At 68.5% G+C, this 23,449-nt stretch carries 18 protein-coding genes; 7 read left to right on the top strand and 11 right to left on the bottom strand.

Translation table 11 applies throughout. The features are described 5' to 3' along the window. Positions 1-65: 65 nt before the first annotated feature. From J8I35_RS30960 to hpnI, 4 genes are all read right to left on the bottom strand, one after another. Entirely contained in the window at positions 66-1,115 is a 1,050-nt protein-coding gene (locus J8I35_RS30960) for a lysylphosphatidylglycerol synthase domain-containing protein (protein ID WP_209928740.1), read from the bottom strand. Further along, complete coding sequence (gene hpnK / locus J8I35_RS30955) at positions 1,112-1,996, bottom strand: hopanoid biosynthesis-associated protein HpnK (protein ID WP_050011423.1); 885 nt, start codon at positions 1,994-1,996, stop codon at positions 1,112-1,114. Before hpnK ends, J8I35_RS30960 begins: the two co-directional genes overlap by 4 nt. Positions 1,997-1,999: 3 nt before the next feature. After that, entirely contained in the window at positions 2,000-3,421 is a 1,422-nt protein-coding gene (hpnJ, locus tag J8I35_RS30950; protein WP_209928739.1) for a hopanoid biosynthesis associated radical SAM protein HpnJ, read from the bottom strand. A gap of 155 nt (positions 3,422-3,576) precedes the next feature. After that, positions 3,577-4,752, bottom strand: a complete 1,176-nt coding sequence (gene hpnI, locus J8I35_RS30945) for a bacteriohopanetetrol glucosamine biosynthesis glycosyltransferase HpnI (RefSeq protein ID WP_124556937.1) — start codon at positions 4,750-4,752, stop codon at positions 3,577-3,579. 637 nt (positions 4,753-5,389) lie between these two features. Between hpnI and J8I35_RS30940 the strand changes: the two genes are divergently transcribed. Next, positions 5,390-6,388, top strand: coding sequence for an LLM class flavin-dependent oxidoreductase (locus tag J8I35_RS30940; protein WP_124556936.1), 999 nt, complete (start codon positions 5,390-5,392; stop codon positions 6,386-6,388). A 36-nt stretch (positions 6,389-6,424) separates the two neighbouring features. On the opposite strand, the gene J8I35_RS30935 is transcribed toward J8I35_RS30940, so the two are convergent. Next, positions 6,425-7,483: an alpha/beta hydrolase gene (locus tag J8I35_RS30935; protein ID WP_209928737.1), complete on the bottom strand. Its 1,059-nt coding sequence runs from the start codon at positions 7,481-7,483 to the stop codon at positions 6,425-6,427. Positions 7,484-7,687: 204 nt separating this feature from the next. Between J8I35_RS30935 and pdxY the strand changes: the two genes are divergently transcribed. The 3 genes from pdxY to J8I35_RS30920 all read left to right on the top strand — a co-directional run bounded on the left by pdxY (position 7,688) and on the right by J8I35_RS30920 (position 12,540). Next, positions 7,688-8,548 carry a pyridoxal kinase PdxY gene (pdxY, locus tag J8I35_RS30930; protein WP_050011428.1) on the top strand — a complete coding sequence of 287 codons (861 nt, stop codon included), beginning with the start codon at positions 7,688-7,690 and terminating at the stop codon, positions 8,546-8,548. 329 nt (positions 8,549-8,877) lie between these two features. Further along, positions 8,878-11,022: a phospholipase C, phosphocholine-specific gene (locus tag J8I35_RS30925; RefSeq protein ID WP_209928732.1), complete on the top strand. Its 2,145-nt coding sequence runs from the start codon at positions 8,878-8,880 to the stop codon at positions 11,020-11,022. A 369-nt stretch (positions 11,023-11,391) separates the two neighbouring features. Next, complete coding sequence (locus J8I35_RS30920; protein WP_209928729.1) at positions 11,392-12,540, top strand: branched-chain amino acid ABC transporter substrate-binding protein; 1,149 nt, start codon at positions 11,392-11,394, stop codon at positions 12,538-12,540. Positions 12,541-12,675: 135 nt separating this feature from the next. On the opposite strand, the gene J8I35_RS30915 is transcribed toward J8I35_RS30920, so the two are convergent. After that, a complete protein-coding gene (locus tag J8I35_RS30915) occupies positions 12,676-13,425 on the bottom strand; it encodes a FadR/GntR family transcriptional regulator (protein WP_209928724.1) in 750 nt (249 codons plus the stop codon). Positions 13,426-13,787: 362 nt separating this feature from the next. Here J8I35_RS30915 and gudD point away from each other — a divergent pair, with 362 nt between their 5' ends. Continuing rightward, the gene (gene gudD, locus J8I35_RS30910) at positions 13,788-15,140 is read left to right on the top strand and encodes a glucarate dehydratase (protein WP_124629908.1); all 1,353 of its coding nucleotides are present in this window, start codon (positions 13,788-13,790) and stop codon (positions 15,138-15,140) included. 193 nt (positions 15,141-15,333) lie between these two features. On the opposite strand, the gene J8I35_RS30905 is transcribed toward gudD, so the two are convergent. The 3 genes from J8I35_RS30905 to J8I35_RS30895 all read right to left on the bottom strand — a co-directional run bounded on the left by J8I35_RS30905 (position 15,334) and on the right by J8I35_RS30895 (position 17,937). Beyond that, positions 15,334-15,798, bottom strand: a complete 465-nt coding sequence (locus tag J8I35_RS30905; protein WP_175975394.1) for a DUF2214 family protein — start codon at positions 15,796-15,798, stop codon at positions 15,334-15,336. A gap of 38 nt (positions 15,799-15,836) precedes the next feature. After that, positions 15,837-16,646, bottom strand: a complete 810-nt coding sequence (locus J8I35_RS30900; RefSeq protein WP_089488280.1) for a hypothetical protein — start codon at positions 16,644-16,646, stop codon at positions 15,837-15,839. Positions 16,647-16,872: 226 nt separating this feature from the next. Beyond that, the gene (locus tag J8I35_RS30895) at positions 16,873-17,937 is read right to left on the bottom strand and encodes a glycosyltransferase family 4 protein (RefSeq protein ID WP_006476459.1); all 1,065 of its coding nucleotides are present in this window, start codon (positions 17,935-17,937) and stop codon (positions 16,873-16,875) included. Between the two features lie 561 nt (positions 17,938-18,498). Between J8I35_RS30895 and J8I35_RS30890 the strand changes: the two genes are divergently transcribed. Continuing rightward, positions 18,499-20,331: an ABC transporter ATP-binding protein gene (locus tag J8I35_RS30890; RefSeq protein ID WP_204383731.1), complete on the top strand. Its 1,833-nt coding sequence runs from the start codon at positions 18,499-18,501 to the stop codon at positions 20,329-20,331. 87 nt (positions 20,332-20,418) lie between these two features. On the opposite strand, the gene otsA is transcribed toward J8I35_RS30890, so the two are convergent. Next, on the bottom strand, positions 20,419-21,804 hold the full coding sequence (otsA, locus tag J8I35_RS30885) for an alpha,alpha-trehalose-phosphate synthase (UDP-forming) (protein ID WP_204383729.1): 1,386 nt from the start codon (positions 21,802-21,804) through the stop codon (positions 20,419-20,421). After that, a complete protein-coding gene (gene otsB, locus J8I35_RS30880; RefSeq protein WP_124556928.1) occupies positions 21,801-22,553 on the bottom strand; it encodes a trehalose-phosphatase in 753 nt (250 codons plus the stop codon). Before otsB ends, otsA begins: the two co-directional genes overlap by 4 nt. Positions 22,554-22,833: 280 nt before the next feature. Here otsB and J8I35_RS30875 point away from each other — a divergent pair, with 280 nt between their 5' ends. Further along, positions 22,834-23,448, top strand: a complete 615-nt coding sequence (locus tag J8I35_RS30875; RefSeq protein WP_124556927.1) for an SCO family protein — start codon at positions 22,834-22,836, stop codon at positions 23,446-23,448. Position 23,449 lies beyond the last annotated feature (1 nt).

The following is a 23,449-nucleotide window of genomic DNA, read 5'->3' as shown; positions in this document are numbered from 1 at the left end:
ACACGCGGCAAGGATACTCGCGCGGCGCCGAAAGCGCGAGACGGGCCGCGCGGCCCGTCGGAGGTTCAATGCGTCGTTTCGGTTTCGGTCCGGGCTTCGGACGCCCGAGTCGCCGGCGGCGCCGGGCGCGGCCCACTCGGCGGCGCGCCCGGACGGCCGCGCGTGCGCACCAGCTCGGCAAGCTGCCACGAGCCGAGCGCGAGGCAGCCGAACAGCACTTCGCGGCCACGCTTGACCACCGCGAGCGACAGCGCCGTCTCGCGGTCGACGCCGAACATCTGCGCGAGCAGCACGACGGTCGCCTCCTGCACGCCGAGCCCGCCCGGCACCATGAACGCCGCATGCCGGACGGCCTGCGTCATCGCCTCGATCGCGATCGCGCCGCCGATCGACACCGGATGGCCGAGCAGCGCGAGCGCCCAGTAGATCTCGAGCGCGCCGAGCACGTAGCCGGCCAATTGCCAGAAGAACGCGCTGAACAACAGGCCCGTGCGCGACATCAGCGAATCGATGTCGGCGTCGAGCCGGCGGCCGTCGACGCCCTGCAGCAGCCGGTGCGAATCGCCGAGCAGGCGGCCCGCGAAACGCTCGATCGCATGGAAGATGCCGCCGCGCCGCATCAGCACGACGCCGAGCACCGGCAACGGCAGCGTCAGCAGCAGCGCGAGGCCGATCGTGCCGCCGCCCATGTTGTCGGTCGTCGCGAGCAGCAGCACGAGGCCGAGCGCCGCGAACGCATACTGGACGACGATCGTCACGAGCACCTCGACGATCACCGACGCGGTCACGCGGCTCGCGTCGGGCACCTGCCAGCGCGCGAGCCGGATGCCGGCGATCTCTCCGCCGATCCCGACCACGGGCAGCAGCCGGTTCACGGCCTCGCGCACGGTCGCGATCCACCACAGGAACGCCAGCGACGCGCGCCGGTCGAGCAACTGGTGCCACGCGTATGCATCGAGCAGCAGCGGCAGCGCGTGGAACGGCACGAGCCACAGCAGCGCGTAACCGGCGCGCGCGAGCATCTGCGACACGTCGCCGACGCCTTCGTGCAGTCCCAGCGCGAGCAGGATGCCGATGCCGATCGGCCAGCCGAGCCACTTGATCCACTTGCTCATGACGGCTGCGCTCCCGGTGCGCGCGACGCATGCGCGCCGCGCCGGGCCGCGGGCCCGCCGAACACGTCGGCAAAGCCGCCGGTCGCGACGCCCGCCGCCTTCAGCGCGGCCGCGACACGCGGCGACAGCAGCGCATCCAGTTCGTCGACCGGTCGGTAGCCGGCCATCGTCGGCGTGATCGGACCGTCGCCGGCTTCGGCCGGATGGCAGTAGATCTCGCCGACGCCCGGCGGCAGCTTCGCGAGCGCGTCGAGCAGCACGGCCTCGTCCATCGCACCCGTATGCTCGATGCCGACCACGTAGTCGTTGTGCGCGAGCCCGGCCCGGTCGAGCCGCGCGCGCACCAGCGCGATCCACGGCTTGAGCAGCGCGGGCGCGCTCGTTTCGTACGGCAGCCGCACCGCGCGCAGCCCGTAGTCGCGGCCGATCTCGACGATCATCGACAGCACGGTCGGGTGCAGGTGGAAATGCTTGTGCGCGTTCACGTGATCGAGCGGCAGGCCGCTCGCCGCGAACGCGTCGAACTGCGCACGGATCTCGCGGCGCAGTTGCGCGCGCACGTGCGGCAGGAAGAAGAAGCGACAGCCGTCCTTCGCCATCGCGTCGCCGAAGCGCCCGTCAAGGCCGACGAGCGCGGGAATCTCGTGCGCGGGCAGCGTGGCTGGCCCGTCCGCGAGCACCAGATGCAGGCCGACCGCGAGCGACGGCAGCCGCCGCGCGCGCTCGATCGCATCCTGCGCCGCAGGCGCACCGACCATCAGGCTGGCGGCGTTCAGCACGCCGTCGCGATGCGCACGCTCGACCGCCGCGTTGACGCGCGGGTGCAGCCCGAAGTCGTCCGCGGTAAAGATCAGCGCCCGCGCCGCCCGCTGCGTCGTCACGGATCAGGCCTCGTGCGCGCGCAGGAAACGGAAGAACTCGACGCCTTCGCGCAGGCGACGCTTCATCATGTCCCAGCTCGTCAGCATCTCGCGCACGATTTCCCAGATCTTCGACGGGCGGAAGTAGAACTGGCGATAGAACTGCTCGAGATGGTGATAGATCTCGTCGCGCGACAGGTGCGGATAGCCGATCGCCGCGAGCTGCACGCCTTCCTTGCTGACCAGGTTGATGGTCTTGTTCTCTTCCATCCAGCCGTTCTCGACGGCCTGCTTGTACAACGTCGTGCCCGGATACGGCGCGGCGAGCGACACCTGGATCGTGTGCGGGTTGATTTCCTTCGCGTACTCGATCGTCTTCCTGATCGTCTCCTGCGTCTCGCCCGGCAGGCCGAGGATGAAGGTGCCGTGGATCTTGATGCCGAGCTTCTTGCAGTCCGCGCTGAAGCGGCGCGCGAAATCGGTGCGCACGCCCTTCTTGATGTTCACGAGGATCTGGTCGTCGCCCGATTCGAAGCCGACCAGCAGCAGGCGCAGGCCGTTGTCCTTCATGATCTTCAGCGACTTGTACGGCACGTTGGCCTTCGCGTTGCACGACCACGTGATGCCGAGCTTGCCCAGGCCGATGGCGATGGCTTCGGCGCGCGGCAGGTCGTCGGTGAAGGTGTCGTCGTCGAACATCAGTTCCTTCACTTCCGGCATGTTGTCGCGGATCCACTTCGCTTCCGCGAGCACGTTCTCGACCGAGCGCGTGCGGTAGCGATGGCCGCTGACCGTCTGCGGCCACAGGCAGAACGTGCAGCGCGACTTGCAGCCGCGGCCCGTGTAGATCGACACGTACGGATAGTTCAGGTAGCCGATGAAGTAGTTGTCGATCTTCAGGTCGCGCTTGTAGACGGGCGCGACGAACGGCAGCTCGTCCATGTTCTCCAGGATCGGACGCGCTTCGTTATGCTCGATCGAGCCGTCCTTCGCGCGCCAGCTCAAGCCCTTGATTTCGGGGAACGGCTTGCCTTCGGCGATTTCCTTGCAGGTGTAGTCGAATTCCTCGCGACACACGAAGTCGATCGCGTCGCTCGCCGTCAGCGAGTTGTGCGGATCGACCATCACCTTCGCGCCGACCATGCCGACCCGCATCGACGGCTTCATCTTCTTCAGGTCCTGCGCGAACATCGCGTCGGTCGGGAACGACGGCGTGCTCGTATGGATGATCACGAGGTCGTAGTCGTTGGCGATCTTCAGCGTTTCCTCGACCGACAGCCCGTCGGCCGGCGCATCGACGACGCAGCTGCCCGGCACGAGCGCGGCCGGCTGCGCGAGCCAGGTCGGATACCAGAAGGAACGGATTTCGCGCTTCGCCTGATAGCGCGAGCCGGCTCCGCCGTCGAAGCCGTCATACGAAGGGGCCTGCAAGAACAGCGTTTTCATGAATGCTCCGGTAGCCTGCATAGTTCGTTTCGTTACAACGATTCAGTCAAAAAACCGCGGGCCGCCCTGCCGGCGCCCGCCTCTCTGTCATGTCGCGCCGCGCGGCTTCGCCGTGCGACGCGTCTCGGCCCGCGGGCCGGGTTCGATCGACGGCGCTAGCGGCCGTCCACTGCTTCCACGGCCGCCGTCGCGCGTTCGCCGCCGACGACCGTCATCCTGGCGCCGCGCCACACGACCTGCGTGCCGAACACGGCCGCGAGCCACTCGAGCGCGAGCAGCGTGTCGCGCACCGCGACGAGCGGCAGGTCGCGCCAGAACGCGCGCCAGCCGTCCTCGCCGCGCGCGTGCAGCACGAGCCGCCCGAATGCGCCGACCGCGGCCGCCCCGCCCGCCAGCGTGCCGGCGAAGGTGCCGTCGAGGCGCAATGCCAGCACCGCGCCGATCGCGAGCCACGGCACGGTAAACGTGATGAACAGGAACGCGAAGCCGGCCGGGTTCAGCGAACGAATCGTGCGCAGCCAGCGCGTCTCGCGGTGCCACAGCGGCCCGAACGACGGTTCGATCACGTCGGTCGCGACCTCGACCTCGGACAGCACGGTGCGCCGCCCGAGGCGGCGCGGCAGCTCGGCCAGCCAGAAATCGTCGGCCAGCTCGTCCTTCAGCGCGAAGAGACCGCCGATCCGGTCGAGCGTGTCGCGCGTGAGCGCGAGCGTCGCGCCGAAGCCGAAGCGGCTCGAGCGGCCGAGGTGGGTGATCCGCACCGACGGCGCGAACCACGCGTCGACGAACTGCGCGCCGATCCGCGTCCAGAAGCCGCCGACGCTGCGCGCATGATACAGGCACGTGACGACCCCGACCGACGGGTCCGCGAGCGGCGCCGTCACGCGCTCCAGATAGTCGGGCTGCACCGCGATGTCGCTGTCCGCGATCACGATGCGGCCGTATTTCGCGCGCTCGGCGAGATTGATGAGGTTGCTGACCTTCAGGTTCTTGCCGTGCACACGCGCGTCGATCACGAGCGTGATGTCGCAATCCGGATGATCGGCGCGCAACCGCTCGACGACGGCCGCGGCCGGATCGGCCGACGATGCGACGCCGAACAGCACCTCGTAGCGAGGATGGCGCTGCGCGCAGAAGGTCGCGAGGTTTTCATACAGGTGCGGCTCCGCGCCGCACAGCGGCTTCAGCACGCTGACCGGCTCGAAGCCGTCGCGCACCGTCGTGCGCGGCGTGCGCGGCCGCGGCGCGAAGGCCGCGACGAGCGCATAGCCGGCCGCGGCCAGCGTGAACGCGATCAGGAGCCAGTCGAGCAGCGTGGCGGTGGGCGTCATGTGCGATGCCTCCCGGCGACGTGGGCGCCATGGCAACCGCTTGAGCGTGATTGAGCGTGATGCGGTATTCCGACAACGACGAACGCGGGCACGACCCGACTCCTTGTTCCAGCAGCGTCTGTAAGGGGAAGGCGCGACCCGTTGTTCGGGTTCGGCCATGCCCGGCTTCGCGTGGCGTATCCCCGCGCAGCGCCCGGACGGCATGCGGGAAGACTCGAATGGCTCCATCGGCACAAGATGGGCAGGCGGCGGATTTTAGCAGTCTGCGCCCCCCCGCGCGCGGTGCTACGCGAAACGGACTAGTGCAATTCCGGCAAAGCTGAGCGGTCGACGAGCCTGATCGGCCCGGCCACGTTCACATTAGCGTAAGCACTTTGCAGGCGTATTGCAGTCTTTAAAATCAAACGTTTCGTGCAAATTTGTATGTCGATGCGGTTTCACTTCCAATCGCCGTAAAGTTTGGTAATAAATCAGCGATTAGATTGATTTTCGCAACGATGGTCGCAAGCAACCCTGCGCCCCTGTAAGGCGCATGGGTATCCGCGCGCCGCCAGCACGTTCCGGAACCCTTTGGCAAAATCCTTGGCGTCTGTTGCGTCCGCGCATCACCACGCCACCCCGTTTCGAAGGTCTTCCGATGACACCGTTTTCCGTACTCGATCTCGCGCCCATTCCGGCCGGCGCCGACGCCTCGCAGGCGTTCCGCAACACCGTCGATCTCGCGCAGCACGCGGAGCGCTGGGGCTACCGGCGTTACTGGCTGGCCGAGCATCACAACATGCCGGGGATCGCGAGTGCGGCCACCGCCGTCGTGATCGGCCACGTCGCGGGCGCCACGCAGACGATCCGGGTCGGCTCGGGCGGCATCATGCTGCCGAACCATGCGCCGCTCGTGATCGCCGAGCAGTTCGGCACGCTCGCGTCGCTGTATCCGGGGCGCATCGACCTCGGCCTCGGCCGCGCGCCCGGCACCGACCAGACCACGTCGCGCGCGCTGCGCCGCGACCTGATCGGCAGTGCGGATTCGTTCCCGGACGACGTCGCCGAGCTGCAGCGCTACTTCGCGGAGCCGGTACCCGGCCAGCGCGTGCGCGCGGTGCCTGGCGCGGGGCTCGACGTCCCGGTGTGGCTGCTCGGTTCGAGCCTGTTCAGCGCGCAGCTCGCGGCGATGCTCGGGCTGCCGTTCGCGTTCGCGTCGCACTTCGCGCCCGACTATCTGATGCGGGCGCTCGAAATCTATCGCGCGCAGTACCGGCCGTCGGCCGCGTGGCCGAAGCCGCATGCGATGGTCGGCGTCAACGTGTTCGCGGCCGAGACCGACGACGAGGCGCGGCGCCTGTTCACGTCGCTGCAACAGCAGTTCATCAACCTGCGGCGCGGCACGCCGGGCAAGCTGCCGCCGCCCGTCGACGCGCTCGAGGCGAACGAACTCGAACTCGCGACCGTCGCGCATTCGCTGTCGTTCGCGGCGGTCGGCTCGCGCGACACGGTGCGCGACAAGCTGCGCGACCGTATCGCGCAGACGGGCGCCGACGAGCTGATCATCACCGCGCAGATCTACGATCATGCCGCGCGGCTGCGCTCGTTCGAACTGGCCGCGCAGATCCGCGACGAACTCGCGAGCGAGGCAAGCTGACGGCACGACCGCGCGCGGCCGGCCGCCCGCGCCGCGTCACTGCGGGCGCACGGCGTCCAGCCCGTCGAGCAGCGCCTTGTGGAACGCGTCCGGGTCCTGGATCTGCGGCGCGTGGCCGAGCGCCGGGAATTCGACGAGCTGCGCGCCGGGAATCGCGGCCTGCGTGCGCTTCGCGAGTTCGGGATAGCGGCCGAGCTTCGCGTGCACGTCGGGCGGCGCGACGTCCTTGCCGATCGCGGTCGTGTCCTTGTCGCCGATCATCAGCAGCGTCGGCACGCGAATCGCGCCGAATTCGTAGACCACCGGCTGCGTGAGGATCATGTCGTAGATCAGCGCGGAGTTCCACGCGACCGCGTCGCGGCCGGCGCCGCGATACATGCCGGCGAGCATCTGCACCCAGCGCTCGTACGACGGCGCCCACTTGCCCGCGTAGTAGGTCGCCTGCTCGTAGCGGCGGATGCCGTCGGCGTTGGTCTTCAGCTCGCGCGCATACCAGTAGTCGACCGACAGCGGCGGCACGCCGAGCGCCTTCCAGTCCTCGAGGCCGATCGGGTTCACGAGCACGAGCTGGTCGGTCGCCTTCGGATACATCAGCGCGTAGCGGATCGCGAGCATCCCGCCCGTCGAGTGGCCGACGATCGTCGCCGATTTCACACCGACCGATTCGAGCAGCGCGTGCGTGTTGCGCGCGAGTTGCTGGAAGCTGTACTGGTAGCGCTCGGGCTTCGACGACTTGCAGAAGCCGATCTGGTCGGGCGCGATCACGCGATAGCCGGCGCGGCTCAGCACGCCGATCGTGTCCTCCCAGGTCGCCGCGCAGAAGTTCTTGCCGTGCAGCAGCACGACGGTGCGGCCGTTCGGGTGCGCGGGCTGCACGTCGAGGTACGCCATCTCGAGGGTTTCGCGCTGCGACACGAACGCGTATTCGTGCACGGGCGCCGGATACGCGAACCCTTCCAGACGCGGGCCGTACGCGGGCCCGTCGTTGGCGGCGGGCGTCGCGGCGACGCTCGCAACGGGCATCGCGCACGCGGCGGCGCTCGCGCCGAGCACGGCGGCGCGCGCGGCGGACAGGATCTTGCAAATCGAAAGCATGGCGATCACGGTGATGGGGGGGCGCGCGCGGGCTGCCGGGTTGCCGCGGGCTGTCTCGGGCTGTCTCGAGCTGTCTCGCGCCCCGCGATTCTACGCGGTCGCGTGACGACGGCGCGCAACACTCCAACGCCGCGCGACTTCCGCGCGTACGACGAACTCGGGTATCGTGTGACGTGACCCTGAAACGCGTGCAGGCGAATTCCCATGAAAAACGTCCTCAGCATTCAGTCGCACGTCATCTACGGCCATGCCGGCAACAGCGCGGCCGTGTTCCCGATGCAGCGCCTCGGCGTCAACGTCTGGCCGCTCAACACCGTCCAGTTGTCGAATCACATGCAGTACGGCCACTGGGCCGGCAGCGCGATCGACGCCGCGAAGATGGAGCAGCTCGTCGACGGCATCGCCGCCATCGGCGCGCTCAAGCGTTGCGACGCGGTGCTGTCCGGCTTCCTCGGCTCGCCGCCACAGGCACGCGCGGCGGTCGAGATCGTGCGCTCGGTGAAGGCGATGAATCCGAACGCGTGGTACTTCTGCGATCCGGCGATGGGCCAGACGGGCGGCGTCCGGCCCGAGCCCGGCGTCGAGGAATTCATCGTGCAGGAGGTGCCCGCGCTCGCGGACGGCATGTCGCCGAACCATACCGAACTGCAGAAGCTCGCCGGGCGACGCATCGAGACCGTGGCGGAAGCCGTCGACGCGTGCCGCGCGCTGATCCGCCGCGGCCCGAAGATCATCCTCGTCAAGCACCTGCACGACCGCAACAGCCCGGCCGACCGCTTCAACATGCTCGCCGTCACCGAAACCGAAGCGTGGATCGGCCAGCGGCCGCTGTATGCGTTTCCGCGCCATCCGGTCGGTGTCGGCGACCTGACCAGCGCGATCTTCGTCGCGTGCCGGCTGCGCGGCGACTCGGTGCGCGCCGCGTTCGAACACACGCTCGCGGCCGTGCACGCGGTCGTGAAGGCCACCTACGACGCACGCCGCTACGAGCTCGAGCTCGTCGCCGCGCAGGATGAAATCGCGCGGCCGAGCGAATGGTTCGGCGCGTGGGTGACCGACGCCTGACGCGTGCGCATCGCCCTGCTCGCCGCGGCTGCCTGCTGCCGCACCTCGGCCGTCCTGCGGCTCCCTCGCTGTTCCCGCTGTTCCCGCTGTCCGCGTGCCGCGCAGCACCCGCCTCGCCCGTTGCCGCTGCCCCGCAGTCCGTGCGGCGGCGCACCGCCGGCTGCAACCCGGTCCACGCGTGCAAACGTTTCCGGACTTCACATGAATGACACCGATTCCTCGCTATGCTCGCGGCGGCACGCATCGGCGCAGCCGCATCCTGCGACCCGGTGTGCGCCCTTTCCGCAGGTCCCGCCAATCGGCTCCCTCTTTACCCCACGATAACGACCATGACCCGATCGAACCGTCGTGACTTCCTGCGCGTCGCCGCCGGCACTGCCGGCGCCGCCGCGCTGAACCTGTTTCCGCCCGTGATCCGCGATGCGCTCGCGATTCCCGCGAACCGCCGTACCGGCACGATCCGCGATATCGAACACATCGTGATCCTGATGCAGGAGAACCGCTCGTTCGACCATTACTTCGGCACGATGCGCGGTGTCCGCGGCTTCGGTGACCCGCGCCCGCTGCGCCTCGCGAACGGCAAGTCGGTGTTTCACCAGCCGGTCGGCCCGGCCGAACTGCTGCCGTTCCACCCGGGCGCCGACAAGCTCGGCCTGCAGTTCCTGCAGGACCTGCCGCACGGCTGGCAGGACATGCACGCTGCCTGGAACAAGGGCCGCTACGACCAGTGGGTGCCGAACAAGGGCACGACGACGATGGCGTACCTGAAGCGCGACGACATCCCGTTCCACTACCAGCTCGCCGACGCGTTCACGATCTGCGACGCGTACCACTGCGCGTTCCCGGGCTCGACCGACCCGAACCGCTATTACATGTGGACCGGCTACGTCGGCAACGACGGCACGGGCGGCGGCCCGGTGCTCGGCAACGATGAAAAGGGCTACGGCTGGACGACCTATCCGGAAGTGCTCGAACAGGCCGGCGTGTCGTGGAAGATCTACCAGGACGTCGGCACGGGGCTCGACGCGAAGGGTTCGTGGGGCTGGACGTCCAACCCGTACATCGGCAACTACGGCGACAACGCGCTGCTCTACTTCAACCAGTACCGCACCGCGCTGCCGGGCACGCCGCTGTACGACAAGGCGCGCACCGGCACCAACATCAGCGCCGGCGGCACGCTGTTCGACGTGCTGCAGCAGGACGTGAAGAACGGCACGCTGCCGCAGGTATCGTGGATCTGCGCGCCGGAAGCATATTCCGAGCACCCGAACTGGCCGGCCAACTACGGCGCGTGGTACATCGAGCAGGTGCTGAAGGCGCTCGTGTCGAATCCGGACGTGTGGAGCAAGACCGCGCTCTTCATCACGTATGACGAAAACGACGGCTTCTTCGATCACGTGCCGCCGCCGTTCGCGCCGCAGTCGCGCGACAACGGGTTGTCGACGGTCGCGACGACCAACGAGGTCTATGCCGGCGACGCGTCGCACATGGCCGGTCCGTACGGGCTCGGGCCGCGCGTGCCGATGCTGGTCGTGTCGCCGTGGACCAAGGGCGGCTGGGTCTGCTCGCAGACCTTCGATCACACGTCGCTGCTGCAATTCATCGAGGCGCGGTTCGGCGCGCAGTATCCGATCACGGCCGCCAACGTGTCGCCGTGGCGCCGCGCGGTGTGCGGCGACCTGACGTCGGCGTTCGAGTTCGCGACCGCGGACGCCGCGTGGCCGACGCTGCCCGACACGAGCGGCTACGCGCCGCCCGACCGCGTGCGCCATCCCGACTACATCCCGGTGCCGCCGGTGCTGCAGAAGCTGCCGAAACAGGAAGCCGGGCTGCGTCCGGCGCGCGCGCTGCCGTACGAGCTGTTCGTGCACGGCCGCGTCGAAGCCGCGAACGGGCAGTTCCGGCTGACCTTCGCGAACACGGGCCGCGCAGGCGCCGCGTTCCAGGTCCAGTCGCGCAACCGCGTCGACGGCCCGTGGGCGTACACGGTCGAAGCCGGCAAACGCATCGCCGATACGTGGAGCGCCGCCGCGTCGCTCGGCCTGTACGACCTCGACGTGTACGGCCCGAACGGCTTCTACTGCCATTTCCGCGGCCCGTTCGCGACCGGCGTCGGCAGCGCGAGCGTGAACCCCGAAGTGATCTACGGCTACGACGTCGCGAACGGCAACATCACGCTGCGCCTGATGAACCGCGGCCACAAGGCCGTGCGGCTGAAGGTCACGAACGCGTACGGCCACGGTCACGCGCGCACGTTCGACCTCGCGCCGGGCGCGCACGTCGACGATTACTGGGACCTGCGCGGCAGCCACGGCTGGTATGACCTGACCGTCAGCGACGGCCGCCAGCTCGGCTTCCTGCGCCGCTTCGCGGGCCACGTCGAAACGGGCCGCCCGAGCACCAGCGACCCGCTGATCCGCACGACCGCGTCGCACGACGACGCCGAAGCCGCATCGGACGCCCTGTCCGACTGACGTCGACCCACGCGCGGCGCGGCCCCGGCGGGCTGCGCCGCGTCTTTGCCCCGCAGCACTCCCCCTCTCTGCGCCCGTTCCGTTCGCGACGGGAAACTCCCGATACCGGCCGCCCGCGCTCGCGCGGAAGCTATGCGCAAATCCGCATCGAATGCGCGACAAATTTCCAAGACCCGCGCATATCGGCGACCTATATATCGAAGCAATCGGGGCTCTTCACGGAGCCTGACGGGAGATGTTTCCGAGGATCACGCTGCCGACCTCCCCGCCCGATTCCGAGAAGCGGTCGAACCGCCCGCCCGTCGCACGCGCCCGGCCCGCCCGGACGCGCGCGGTACCCACTCGCCGGTGTCGAACAAGAGGAACAACATGAAATTCCGTCATTCCCTGCTGTCGGTGTCCATTGCCTCCGCGCTTGCCCTCCTCTCGCAACAGGCTGCTCACGCTGCCGACGCAACCGACGTGAAGGTCGGCTTCGCCGCGCCGCTCACGGGCGTGAACGCCGGCTACGGCAAGGATCTGCAGAACGGCGTGCAGCTCGCGCTCGACGATGCGGTCGCGCAGAAGGTGCAGATCGCCGGCAAGCCTGCCCACTTCAATCTCGTCGTGCAGGACGACCAGGCCGACCCGCGCATCGGCGTGCAGGCCGCGCAGGCGCTGGTCGACCAGAACGTGTCGGTCGTGGTCGGCCACTTCAACTCGGGGACGACGATTCCGGCGTCGGTGGTCTACGACAAGGCCGGCATTCCGGTGATCGACCCGGCCGCGACCAACCCGACGCTCACGTCGCGCGGGCTCGCGAACATGTTCATGGTGATCGCGACCGACGGCCAGAACGCCGGCAACGCGGGCAAGTACGCGGTCGACGTGACGAAGGCGAAGCGCATCGCGATCATCGACGACCGCACCGCGTTCGGCCAGGGCGAGGCCGACGAATTCGAGAAGGCCGTGAAGGCTGCCGGCGGCACGATCATCGGACGCGAGTTCACCAACAACCAGGCGGTCGATTTCCGCGCGCAGATCACGAGCCTGAAGGGCAGAAACCCGGACCTGATCTTCTTCGGCGGCCTCGATTCGCTCGCCGCGAACTTCATCAAGCAGATGCGTCAGCTCGGGCTGAACGCGCAGTTCGTCGGCGGCGGCGGCGTGAAGGACAACGAGTTCATCAAGATCGCGGGCCCGGCCGCCGAAGGCGCGATGGCATGGGAATACGGCCGGCCGCTCGACGAGTTGCCGCAGGGCAAGGATTTCGAGGCGCGCTTCAAGAAGCGCTTCGGCGTCGACGTGCTGTCGTACGCGCAGTTCGGCTATGACGCGGCGTGGGCGGCGATCAAGGCGATGCAGGCGGCCGGTTCGACCGACCCGAAGGCCTATCGCCCGGCGCTGAAGAAAGTCGACTTCGAAGGCGTGACCGGCCGCATCTCGTTCGCGAACGACGGCTCGCTGAAGAGCGGGATGTCGACGCTGTACCAGGTGAAGAACGGCGCGTGGAAGACGATCGTGACCAAGGGAGGCTGATCGGCGAGGCAGGCGGCCGGCGGCGGGCACGCCGCCCGGCCGTGAAGATCGGCGGAATCACCCCGATCTCATATGACGACTGATGTTAAAGCGATTTCACCCGCGCGCAGCCGCGCGGGCTCCGCAACTCGGCGGTCAGCCGGCTTCGGCCTCCGCCGCCTCGTGCGCGCGGCGCAGCCGCTCGCGGCTGTTCGTGAGATGCGTGCGCATCGCGGCGCGGGCCGCTTCCGGGTCGTGGCGCGCGATTGCCTCGTAGATGTCCTCGTGCTCGTGATTCAGCCGGCCGACGTAGCGCTCGAGGTCGTCGCCGGCAAAGCGCGCCGAATTCACGCGCGTGCGCGGGATGATCGACGTGCCGAGCTGCGTCATGATGTCGACGAAATAGCGGTTGCCGGTGGATTGCGCGATCTGCAGGTGGAACTGGAAGTCGAGCTGCGCGGTGTCGCGGCCGCCGCCCGCGCCCGTCGCGATCGCGTCGAGCGCGCGCCGCAGCGCGGCGAGGTCGCCATCGTTCGCGCGCTGCGCGGCGAGGCTCGCGCACTCGCTTTCGAGGCTGATGCGCAGCTCCAGCACCGCGAGCACGTCGCGCAGCGTCGTGATCGTCGCGGGATCGATGCCGAGCGTCTGGCGGCGCGACGGCTCGAGCACGAAGCTGCCGATGCCGTGGCGCGTCTCGACGAGGCCGCTCGCCTGCATCCGCGAGATCGCCTCGCGCACGACCGTCCGGCTCACGCCCTGCGCCGCCATGACTTCGGTTTCGGTCGGCAGCTTGTCGCCGGGACGCAGCGTGCCGTTTTCGATCTGCGCGGTCAGCGCGTCGACGACATCTTGTGCGAGGCTGCGTGCGCGACGGCGCGGCGCGGCGGGAAGCGTAGGCACGGACATGTGGCCGGTTCCTTTTTGAATGATCGTAATGTGAGCCGAGGGTTTACGCGGGGTTTGAGCGAAAGCCGATGATTCATTATACTGCGTCACAAGTCATCCGACGACTGATGATCGGCGCACAGTCTCCTGTCGACTCAGGTCGGCTGTTCAGTCCCGCCTGGTCCCGTGCGTAACGATCGATCGACCCGTGTTCGCGTGCTGCGCTCCATGGGCCCGGTTGTCGCTTCCACCCCGTGCTCGGGTTGCGTCGACATGCGGGGCTTGCGCGCCGCGCACGTCGGTTGTCGAATGATCGCACCTCACGCCGCGCGCGGCAAAGCTTTTGCCGCACGGCATCGCCTACTTTTTCGCCATCGCCGCCCATGAACGCCGTCACTGCCTCGCCTTCCCACGACACGCCGCGCATCGTCGACCTGCAAGCGATTCCGGTCGCCGGCCACGACAGCATGCTGCTCAACCTGAGCGGCGCGCACGGCCCGTTCTTCACCCGCAACCTCGTGATCCTGAAGGACAGCGCGGGCCGCACGGGCGTCGGCGAAGTGCCGGGCGGCGAGAGCATCCGCCGCACGCTCGACGACGCGCGCGCGCTCGTCGTCGGCCAGCCGGTCGGCAACTATCACGCGGTGCTCAACGACGTGCGCCGCACCTTCGCCGACCGCGACGCGAGCGGCCGGGGGCTGCAGACCTTCGACCTGCGCACGACGATCCACGCGGTCACCGCGCTCGAAGCCGCGCTGCTCGACCTGCTCGGCCAGCATCTCGGCGTGCCGGTCGCCGCGCTGCTCGGCGAAGGCCAGCAGCGCGAGCGGGTCGAAATGCTCGGCTACCTGTTCTACGTCGGCGATCGCACGAAGACGGCGCTCCCCTATCGCGACGGCCGCGGCGCGACCGACGACTGGACCCGCGTGCGCGACGAGGCCGCGCTGACGCCCGAAGCCGTCGTGCGGCTCGCCGAAGCCGCGCATGCGCGCTACGGCTTCAACGACTTCAAGCTGAAGGGTGGCGTGTTCGACGGGGCGAGCGAGATCGAAGCCGTGACGGCGCTCGCCGAGCGCTTCCCCGACGCGCGCGTGACGCTCGATCCGAACGGCGCATGGTCCCTCGACGAGGCCGTGCGACTGTGCCGCGATCAGCATCACGTGCTCGCGTATGCGGAAGATCCGTGCGGCGCGGAGAACGGTTACTCGGGCCGCGAGGTGATGGCCGAATTCCGCCGCGCGACGGGGCTGCCGACGGCCACCAACATGATCGCGACCGACTGGCGGCAGATGGGCCATGCGGTGCAGTTGCACGCCGTCGACATCCCGCTCGCCGATCCGCATTTCTGGACGATGCAGGGCTCGGTGCGGGTCGCGCAGATGTGCCGCGACTGGGGCCTCACGTGGGGTTCGCATTCGAACAACCACTTCGATGTGTCGCTCGCGATGTTCACGCACGTCGCGGCCGCGGCGCCCGGCCAGGTCACCGCGATCGACACGCACTGGATCTGGCAGGACGGCGAACGGCTGACGCGCGAGCCGTTGAAGATCGAGAACGGGCTGGTGGAAGTGCCGAAGCGGCCGGGGCTCGGCATCGACATCGACATGGATGCGGTCGCGCTCGCGCACGAGCTGTACAAGCAGCACGGCCTCGGCGCCCGCGACGACGCGGCGGCGATGCAGTATCTGATCCCGGGCTGGACGTTCAACAACAAGCGCCCGTGCCTCGTGCGTTGAGGGCGCGACGAACCGGGCGGCAGGTCCGCCCGGTCGGACGGAATGATGCGGTTCGCCGGTGGATTGGCGATCGCCGGCCGGGAAAGGCCGGCGAAGCAAAAGCGGGATTCGCGCGCGCGCGGCTAGCCTATCGCCCGCTGATGGATCCCCTGGCCTGCCGCCCCCCTAACCGGGCGTCCCTAACCGGGCGTCCCTAGCCGGCTGCGCCAATCCCCCGCGCCATCCCCGACGCGGCGAACACGATGACGATCACCAGCACCGCCTGCCAGTGGCCGATCCGCACATAGGTGCGCGCACGGCCGATATCGGGCATCTGCTGCCGCCGCGCGGCGACACGCCAGCGGATCAGCCCCAGCATCGGCACGACCTCGAGCAGCAGGATCAGCACGAGCGCGGTCATCTTCAGGTGAAAGAGCGGTTCGTGCAGGTAGTACGCGGTGCCTTTCTCGAAACCGCCGAACGCGCGTGCGACGCCCGTCGCGATCAGCACGAGCGCCGACACGCCCCAGACCGCGTCGGCCTTGAACACGCCGGGCAAATCGACCGCCTGCGCGGATGCGATGAGCCGGCGCAACGCGCGGTTACGCGCCGCGATCGCGGCAAACGCGACGCCGAACGCACTCAGGTGAATGGCAGCCAGCAACCAACGGACGATCATCGCGCCTCCTTGTCGCCCGCGCCCGGTGCGCGAGCCTGTCAGACGATTTGCTTGAGCGCCGCGTCGAGCGCGAGCACCGCGACGCGGTCCCCTTCGGTCGCGAGCGGCGTGCGCATCACGACCTGCCGGTTGTGGCCGACAGCCGCCGGCGAATCCCACAGCAGTTCCACCTTCGGCCGATTGAACAGGCTGCCGCGACGCGGCGGCACGACCGCCTGCTGCGCGCCCTGCTCGCCCGCGGCGGGCGCGGCAGGTGCGACCCGGCCGGGCCAGCGCACCGACAGTTCGCGCGCGTCGTACTGGCCGACCTTGCGGCTTTCCATCCAGACGATCGCGGTGCGCGTCAGCACGTCGAGCGAGATCGCATACCGGCCGACCGCGAAGCGGCGCGCGGCCACGTTGGTCCGCCACAGCGGCCGCGGCCGGCAGATCCAGACGATCGCCGCGTACAGCGCCGGCGCGGCGACGAGCCAGCCGTTGGTCGCCGTCACCGCATGCAGCGCGCGGCGCCAGCCGGCCGCCCACGTGAACGCGCCGATCGACCACGCGGCAAACAGGAAACCGATCAGCGCGAACACGCGCAGCGCCTGGCGCAGCCACTGCGGCAGCGGATGGAACGGCCGCTCGGCCCGCGCGGCGGCGCCCGGCAGCGCGAGCAGCAGGAAGATCAGGATGAGGTAGAGGAATGCCCACGGCGACGACACCATCGCCGACAGCGACGAGCGATAGCCCATCTGGGACATCGAGAACAGCCAGCGCGCGAGCAGCACGAGACCGATCGCGCGCAACGCGAAGATCACGCCGGCGCCGGGGGCCGGCGCTGCGCGCGTGGTTTTCGTTCTCGCCAAGACTGCTCTCCTCTGGATAGTCGTACCGGGCCGGATTTCACGGCACGGCCATTATAGGGACATTACCGTCTGGACAGACGGCAGGATGGCGTGCCGGGCCGCTTCGGAGGCCGTTCGCAGCGTCGGGCGCGGCGAGAATACAACAGATCCGCGCCGCAGATGTGACAACGCCCCGCCGGAAAACCCGGACGGGGCGTCGTGGCGGCCGCGCGGCGGCGGCCCGCAATCAGCTTGCGTTGACTTCGCGGAGCACCGTGCGACGCTTCTGGCGCAGCAGTTCCTCGTAGCCCTTCACGTAGTTCTGCGCCATCACCTTCGACGAGAAACGGGCTTCGAACGCGGCGCGAACCTTCTCGCGCGGCAGCGTATCGAGACGCTTGAGCGCGGCGACGGCCGACAATTCGTCTTCGACGACGAAGCCCGACACGCCGTTGTCGATCACTTCCGGCACCGAGCCGCGCTTGAACGCGATCACCGGCGTGCCGCAGGCCATCGCCTCGATCATCACCAGGCCGAAGGGCTCCGGCCAGTCGATCGGGAACAGCAGCGCGTGCGCGTTGCCGAGGAATTCGGTCTTTTCGGACTCGCTGATTTCGCCGATGTACTCGACGTGCGGCAGCGCGAACAGCGGCTTGATCTTCTCTTCGTAGTACGCGCGGTCGGCCTTGTCGAGCTTCGCGGCGATCTTGATCGGCAGGCCGGCCTGCTCGGCGATGCGGATCGCCGTGTCGACGCGCTTCTCCGGCGAGATGCGGCCGAGGAACGCGAGGTAGCTCGGCTTCACGTTCGGGATCGGCGTCAGCAGGTTTTCCGGCAGGCCGTGGTAGACGGTCGACAGCCAGTTCGCCTGCGGCAGCGGGATGCGCTGGTTGTCGGAGATCGACACGACCGGCACGTCGCTGAACGCGTTGAAGATCGGCTGCAGTTCCGGCAGGTCGAGACGGCCGTGCATCGTCGTCAGATGCGGGACCGGCTGGCGCGAGAACAGCGAGAACGGGTAGTAGTCGATATGGCAGTGCAGGACGTCGAACTCTTCCGCGCGGCGGCGCACCTGCTCGAGGAGCAGCATGTGCGGGGCCATCACGTCGCGGATCGTCGGGTCGAGGCGCAGCGCCTGCGGCCAGCACGCTTCGAGCTTCGCGGAGGTTTGCGAATCGCCGCTCGCGAAGAGCGTGACGTCATGCCCCATCTCGACGAGTGCTTCGGTCAGATAGGACACCACTCGCTCGGTACCGCCGTACAGTTTCGGGGGCACCGCTTCATGCAACGGAGCGATTTGGGCGATTCGCATGCGTAACTCCTAAAAAATCGGCAAAAAACCAGGTATGGGTCGGCAACCTGCCGGTGGTCCGGGCTGGAAACATGTCGTCCGAACCTCGGACGAATCAGCCTGCCGGGGGCGTCGAACCCGCGCTGCTCAAGGAGCGTCGGCGACGCGACAGGCATAGAACGTTTGAAACGAAGACCCGTTGACAGGGGTTCGTAAAAAAACCTGGAATCGAACCCGGAGCCGATTATCTAGGGTTATTCCCGATACGGCGCACGACATTTCAAACACTTTACTTTGTTACAAAGGCGCAACACTTTGCAACCCGCGGACTCGGGCGTCCGTTCTAGAGTGGAAGGCCGTTTTGGCGATCCTTGTTAACCCGCAGCTGCCGGCAGCGTGATTCCGGCATGGAGGACGGGATGCCGGATTTTATCTCAAAATCGAGCGCGAGCCCCTGGCCAAGGCAAGATTCGCGCAGCGCGACGCGCGGCGTTGTTTACAATGCCGGATTATTCAGTCCGGGCGAACGCCGGCCTGCGACCCAGCCGCCCCGCTCAATCACCGAATCACCGCACCCATATTTTGGAATCTCTCACCCCCGCCCAGCGCAACGCCCACAACGCGAAGCTGTCGAGCTACGCGCATCGGCCGATCGCGTTCCTGTTCCGCTACATCCGCCTCCACCCCGTCGCGCACCTGGTCGTGCTCTGCAGCGTGCTGGCCGCCGTCGGCTGCGCGCTCGGCTCGCAATATGCGATCAAGCACCTGATCGACGTGCTCGCGACCGGACGCCATCACCCGGGCCCGCTGTGGAGCGCGTTCGCGCTGCTCGTCGGGCTGATCGCGGCCGACAACCTGCTGTGGCGCGTCGGCGGCTGGGTCGCCGCGCACACGTTCGTCGCGGTCACCGGCGACCTGCGGCGCGACCTGTTCCAGTACCTGATCGGCCATTCGCCGACGTATTACTCGGAGAAGCAGCCCGGCACGCTCGCCAGCCGCATCACGGCCACGTCGAACGCGGTCTACACGTCGGAGAACACGATGGCGTGGAACGTGCTGCCGCCGTGCATCGCGGTGATGGGCGCGATCCTGATGATCATCGTCGTCAATCCGCTGATGGCGGCCGGCCTGCTCGGCTGTTCGGCCGTACTGTCCGTCATCCTGTTCAAGCTCGCCGGCCGCGGCTCCGCACGCCATCACGCGTTCGCGGCGAAGGCCGCGGCGGTCGACGGCGAGCTCGTCGACGTGATCGGCAACATGGGCCTTGTGCGCGCGTTCGGGATGACGCTGCGCGAACAGAAGCGCTTCAGCGCGACGGTGAAGGCCGAGATGGACGCACGCCAGCAGAGCCTGCTCTATCTCGAAAAGCTGCGGCTGCTGCACGCGGTGATCACCGCGATGCTGTCCGCCGGCCTGCTTGGCTGGGCGCTGTGGCTGTGGGACCAGGGCCGCGCGACGTCGGGCGACATCGTGCTCGTCAGCTCGCTCGGCTTCACGATCCTGCACGGCACGCGCGACCTCGCGGTCGCGCTCGTCGACGTCACGCAGCACGTCGCGCGCCTGTCCGAAGCGGTGAAGACGCTGCTCGAGCCGCACGGGATGCCGGACCGCTCGGACGCGCAGCCGCTGTCGGCCACGGGCGGCCGCGTCGACTTCGAGCGCGTGACGTTCGCGTACCCGCACCGCCGCGCGATCCTCGACCACTTCGACCTGCATATCGAGCCGGGCCAGCGCGTCGGCCTGATCGGCAAGTCGGGCGCGGGCAAATCGACCGTGCTCGCGCTGCTGCAGCGCTTCTACGACACGCAGGACGGCGTCGTGAAGGTCGACGGCCAGGACGTGAAGGCCATCACGCAGGACAGCCTGCGCCACGCGATCGCGCTGGTGCCGCAGGACATCTCGCTGCTGCACCGGACCATCTACGACAACATCGCGTACGGCCGCCCCGACGCGACCCGCGACGAAGTGCTCGCCGCAGCGCGCGACGCGCGCTGCGCGGAGTTCATCGAGGCGATGCCGGAAGGCTATGACACGATCGTCGGCGACCGCGGCGTCAAGCTGTCGGGCGGCCAGCGCCAGCGCATCGCGATCGCGCGCGCGATCCTGAAGAATGCGCCGATTCTGCTGCTCGACGAAGCGACGTCGGCGCTCGACAGCGCATCCGAGGAAGCGATCCAGAGCGCGCTCGACCGACTGATGGTCGGCCGCACGGTGATCGCGATCGCGCACCGCCTGTCGACGCTGCGCAACTTCGACCGCATCATCGTGATGAGCAACGGCAAGGTGATCGACGACGGCCCGCCCGAGGTGCTGCGCAGCCGCCCCGGCCTGTACCGCGATCTGCTCGCGAAGCAGCACGGCCGCCATCATGCGGCCACCGACGGCAACACGCCGACCGGCGAACGCGTGGCCTGACGCGCGTCGGCATCCGGCCAACGAAAAAGCCGCCGTGCTTGCTCGCACGGCGGCTTTTTCAATTGCAGCGGCAGCAATGGATCGGGATCAGACCTGCTGCAGATCGCGCAGAAAATTGTCCCGCCACACCGACACGTTGTTCTCGCGAAGCTGCGCGATCATGTCCGCATAGCGTGCGCGCCGTTCGGCGAGCGGCATCGTCAGCGCCTGCGACAGCGCATCGGCCATCCCGTCGATATCGATCGGATTGACGATCAGCGCGCCCGTGAGCTCGCGCGCGGCGCCCGCGAAGCGCGACAGCACCAGCACGCCCGGATCGTCCGGATTCTGCGCGGACACGTACTCCTTCGCGACGAGGTTCATCCCGTCGCGCAGCGGCGTCACGAAACCCACGCGCGCGAGCCGGTACAGCGCGGCCAGCAGCTGCCGGTCGTACTGGCGGTGAATGTAGAGGATCGGCGCCCAGTCGAGCTCCGCGTAGCGCCCGTTGATGCGCCCCGACTCCGCTTCGAGCTGCAGCCGGATGTCCTGATACGCGCGCAGGTCCGCGCGCGTCGACGGCGCGATCTGCAGGAACGACACGCGGTTGCGAATCGACGCCTGATGCTCGAGCAGCTTCTCGAACGCCCGGAAGCGCTCGACGAGCCCCTTCGAATAATCGAGCCGGTCGACGCTCATGATCAGTTGCCGCCCGCGCAGCGACGTCGCGAGCGTGCGCACCGCCTTGCCGTGCTCGCCCGCCTGCGCGAGCGACGCGATCTCGTCCGGATACACGCCGATCGGATAGGCGGCCGCGCGCAGCGTCTGGCCGAACGCCCGCACGTGCGCCGTGTGCCCGTCGTGCTCGACCTCGCCGTCCGCCTCGAACGCGATGTAGTCGCAGAACGCGCGCAGATCGGGCTCGGTCTGGAAGCCGAGCAGATCGAACGCGCACAGCGACTCGACGAGCTCGCGGTGCGGCGGCACGTTGACGAGCACCTGCGCGGCCGGAAACGGGATGTGCAGGAAGAAGCCGATGCGGTTCTTCACGCCGGCGTCGCGCAGCGCGCGCGCGAACGGAATCAGGTGATAGTCGTGCACCCAGATCACGTCGTCGTCCTGCAGCAGCGGCACGAGCTGCTGCGCGAGCCACACGTTGACGCGGCGGTAGCCGTCGAATTCGTGGCGATCGTACTGGATCAGGTCCGCGCGGTAGTGAAACGCGGGCCACAGCGTCGCGTTCGAGAAACCGCGGTAGTACTGGTCGTAATCGCGGCGCGACAGCCCGACGGTCGCGAACGTCACCGGCCCGCGCTCCTCGATGCGGATCTGCGGCTGCGGCGCGCCGGACGCGACCACTTCGCCGCTCCAGCCGAACCACATGCCGCCGGTTTCCTTCAGCGCGTCGTAGACGCCGATCGCGAGGCCGCCCGCCGCCGGTTCGCCTTCCGAAATCGGTGCGACGCGGTTTGAAACGATGATGAGCCGGCTCATGCGTGCGGTTGCCCCGCGTCGAGCCAGCGTGCGATCTGCTCATGCAGTGCGTCGACCGAATCGAGCCGCATCCGCGCGGACGTCTCGCCCGCGCCGACCTTGATCGACAGGCCGCCGCGCGCGTTGACCACCGCGAAGCCCTTCTCGTCGGTCAGGTCGTCGCCCGCGAACAGCGGCACGCGGCCCGCAAACGGCGGCTCGTCGAGGAACGCGGCCAGCGCGCGCCCCTTGTCGACGCCCTTCGGCTTGATCTCGAACACCATCTTGCCGGGTTGCAGCACGTACGCATCCGGATAGTCGGCGACGAGGCGCTCGGCCGCTTCGCGCGCCACCGCCTCGCGCTCGGGCGCATTGCGAAAGTGCAGCGCGACGGCCGCACCCTTGATTTCGAGCAGCATGCCCGGATGGCGATCGACCACGCCCGCGAGCTCGCGCTCGATGCGCAGCAGGCGCTCGTCGTTGAAGCCGATGCGCTGCGTGTCGCCGTTCGCGTCGCGGCGCTCCGCGCCGTGCAGGCCGGCGATCGGCAGGCCGGGCATCTTCAGGAACGTGTCGAGGTTGTCGATCCCGCGTCCGGACACGATCGCGACCGCGCCGTGCGAGCGGCGCGACAACTCGTCGAGCAGCGTCAGCAGCGACGGCGGAACGTGAATGCTGTCGGGGGTCGGCGCCAGCTCGACGAGCGTGCCGTCGAAGTCGAAGAAGAACGCGGTATCGGTCAGGGACAGGGAAGCCGGAACGGATTGCATCGATTCGATAGTCTGAGGGCGGCCGGCACATGCCGGCCGCCGCTGCGCGAATGGAGTTGTGCGCATCTTACCGCGCCTGCGCCCCCAGATGGGCGAAACGGGGCAGCGCGGACCTCGCGCCAGCCGCCGCGTCAACTGCGACATATTGCCCCGCTCGCCAACCCCGTACCGGTTTCAAAAGGACGCAGGCGCGCGAATTGCGCTACAGTCGCAACCGCCTGCCGCGCGACGCATGGCATCGCGCCGGCCGGTCACCCATTTCGCCCGATCGAGCCCCAGGATGCCGTCTCGCCTCTCCCGCCTCATCCGCACGGCCGCGGCCCTCGCCGCCGCCGTGGCGCTCGCCGCGTGCACGCACGACGAGCCGCGCTGGAACCTGACCAACGTCACCGGCCACTTGCCCGACCTGTCGTTCGAGCTGACGGGCGGCGACGGCCGTCCCGTCGACGCCGACGCGTTCCGCGGCCGCGTCGCGCTCGTCTACTTCGGCTACACGCACTGCCCCGACGTCTGCCCCGAAACGCTGGCGCGGTTGATGGAAGTGCTGGCGAAGCTCGGCCCGCAGGCGGATAACGTGCGCATCCTGTTCGTCTCGGTCGACCCCGCGCGCGATACGCCGCAGGCGATGCAGTCCTATGTCGCCGCGTTCGACGCCGCGCATGCGCGTGGCCTGACCGGCACCGATGGCCAGATCGAATCGCTCGCGAAGCGCTATCGCGTCGCGTACCAGATGGAAAAACGCGATCCGTCCGGCGGCTACGAAGTAACGCACAGCTCGGCCGTCTACGTCTTCGACGCGACCGGCCGCGCACGCCTGCTCGCGACCGATCGCGATTCGCCCGACGCCATCGCCGCCGATGTGCGCCGGATCATCGACACTGCCTCCACGACCTGAA

This window comes from Burkholderia sp. CpTa8-5 (assembly GCF_017815045.1).
In the GTDB taxonomy this organism is placed as follows: Bacteria; Pseudomonadota; Gammaproteobacteria; order Burkholderiales; family Burkholderiaceae; genus Burkholderia; species Burkholderia sola.
The sequence above is the reverse complement of the archived record's forward strand: the minus strand, read 5'-3'. Positions and strand labels throughout refer to the sequence as shown.

Bases quoted from the DNA above. Each gene is read 5' to 3' on its own strand.
- hpnJ (WP_209928739.1), bottom strand. From the start codon at position 3,421: ATGAAAACGCTGTTCTTGCAGGCCCCTTCGTATGACGGCTTCGACGGC.
- J8I35_RS30875 (WP_124556927.1), top strand. From the start codon at position 22,834: ATGCCGTCTCGCCTCTCCCGCCTCATCCGCACGGCCGCGGCCCTCGCC.
- J8I35_RS30915 (WP_209928724.1), bottom strand. From the start codon at position 13,425: ATGTCCGTGCCTACGCTTCCCGCCGCGCCGCGCCGTCGCGCACGCAGC.
- pdxY (WP_050011428.1), top strand. From the start codon at position 7,688: ATGAAAAACGTCCTCAGCATTCAGTCGCACGTCATCTACGGCCATGCC.
- otsB (WP_124556928.1), bottom strand. From the start codon at position 22,553: ATGCAATCCGTTCCGGCTTCCCTGTCCCTGACCGATACCGCGTTCTTC.
- J8I35_RS30935 (WP_209928737.1), bottom strand. From the start codon at position 7,483: ATGCTTTCGATTTGCAAGATCCTGTCCGCCGCGCGCGCCGCCGTGCTC.
- J8I35_RS30960 (WP_209928740.1), bottom strand. From the start codon at position 1,115: ATGAGCAAGTGGATCAAGTGGCTCGGCTGGCCGATCGGCATCGGCATC.
- J8I35_RS30905 (WP_175975394.1), bottom strand. From the start codon at position 15,798: ATGATCGTCCGTTGGTTGCTGGCTGCCATTCACCTGAGTGCGTTCGGC.
- hpnI (WP_124556937.1), bottom strand. From the start codon at position 4,752: ATGACGCCCACCGCCACGCTGCTCGACTGGCTCCTGATCGCGTTCACG.
- J8I35_RS30940 (WP_124556936.1), top strand. From the start codon at position 5,390: ATGACACCGTTTTCCGTACTCGATCTCGCGCCCATTCCGGCCGGCGCC.
- J8I35_RS30925 (WP_209928732.1), top strand. From the start codon at position 8,878: ATGACCCGATCGAACCGTCGTGACTTCCTGCGCGTCGCCGCCGGCACT.
- J8I35_RS30920 (WP_209928729.1), top strand. From the start codon at position 11,392: ATGAAATTCCGTCATTCCCTGCTGTCGGTGTCCATTGCCTCCGCGCTT.
- gudD (WP_124629908.1), top strand. From the start codon at position 13,788: ATGAACGCCGTCACTGCCTCGCCTTCCCACGACACGCCGCGCATCGTC.
- otsA (WP_204383729.1), bottom strand. From the start codon at position 21,804: ATGAGCCGGCTCATCATCGTTTCAAACCGCGTCGCACCGATTTCGGAA.
- J8I35_RS30895 (WP_006476459.1), bottom strand. From the start codon at position 17,937: ATGCGAATCGCCCAAATCGCTCCGTTGCATGAAGCGGTGCCCCCGAAA.